The sequence below is a fragment of the Mycobacterium talmoniae genome (assembly GCF_001854525.1).
Lineage (GTDB): Bacteria > Actinomycetota > Actinomycetes > Mycobacteriales > Mycobacteriaceae > Mycobacterium > Mycobacterium talmoniae.
The window spans coordinates 1-983 of record NZ_MLQM01000353.1 but is presented as its reverse complement, the minus strand read 5'-3'; the positions used below and the strand labels follow the sequence as shown (position 1 = coordinate 983).

4 tRNA genes and 1 pseudogene are annotated in these 983 nt (G+C 59.2%); all 5 read right to left on the bottom strand.

From position 1 onward, the window contains the following. Positions 1–196 precede the first annotated feature (196 nt). Positions 197–270: transfer RNA gene (locus BKN37_RS27325), tRNA-Pro, on the bottom strand. 132 nt (positions 271–402) lie between these two features. After that, positions 403–478: transfer RNA gene (locus BKN37_RS27320), tRNA-Trp, on the bottom strand. A gap of 32 nt (positions 479–510) precedes the next feature. Then, positions 511–581: transfer RNA gene (locus tag BKN37_RS27315), tRNA-Cys, on the bottom strand. 4 nt (positions 582–585) lie between these two features. Then, a tRNA-Gly gene (locus BKN37_RS27310) sits at positions 586–656 on the bottom strand. A 158-nt stretch (positions 657–814) separates the two neighbouring features. Then, a pseudogene (locus BKN37_RS28555) lies at positions 815–983 on the bottom strand (IS256 family transposase); the annotation flags it as partial.

The following is a 983-nucleotide window of genomic DNA, read 5'->3' as shown; positions in this document are numbered from 1 at the left end:
CGCCAAAAAACACGCCGCGGCAGCCCTTGCCAAACAACACCAAATCGCCTAGCGTTCAACATGACTCGTTGATCACAACGCGTGAACCACGCCCGATCCGAAGTCCACCACTCCACGGGACGCTATCACTACCTCACCCATACGGGCGCAAAGTCAGACTACCAAGCAGATGCGTGAGCTATCGCACCGCGACCAGTCGGGGTACCCGGATTTGAACCGAGGACCTTCCGCTCCCAAAGCGGACGCGCTACCAAGCTGCGCTACACCCCGTGCGAACACATCGTAACGGACATGTCATCAACATCCTGAACTGCAGTGTTGCCTATCCTCTCCACATAAGATTCGAACGTGCAACGTCCGGCACCCAAAGCCGGTGCTCTTCCAAGTTGAGCTACCTCCCGCTGGCACGGATGACAGGACTCGAACCTGTAGCCGGCGGTTTTGGAGACCGCTGCTCTGCCAGTTGAGCTACATCCGTATGGTGCGCCCCACATGCTGGTGGGGCAGTTGAGCGGCCGGCGGGAGTTGAACCCACGTCATCGGTTTTGCAGACCGATACCTAGCCGCTCGGTCACGGCCGCGTCGAACCGGTGACGGGAATCGAACCCGCTCAATCTGCTTGGAAGGCAGAGATGCAGCCGTTACATCTCACCGGCATTACGTGTGGTGCTCCGTCGAGGTTTCGATCCCCGTACCCGCCGATTAAAAGTCGGCTGCTCTCCCAAGTGAGCTAACGGAGGATAGCGTCCCGTGGAGTGGTGGACTTCGGATCGGGCGTGGTTCACGCGTTGTGATCAACGAGTCATGTTGAACGCTAGGCGATTTGGTGTTGTTTGGCAAGGGCTGCCGCGGCGTGTTTTTGGCGATAACCACCCGTAGCTCGTCCATGGAGACATCGGAGAGGTAGCGGCGGGTGACTTGCCATTCGTCGTGGGATTCGATGACCACCGCGGTCGCCAAGCGCAGGAACGCTGCCGGGTTGG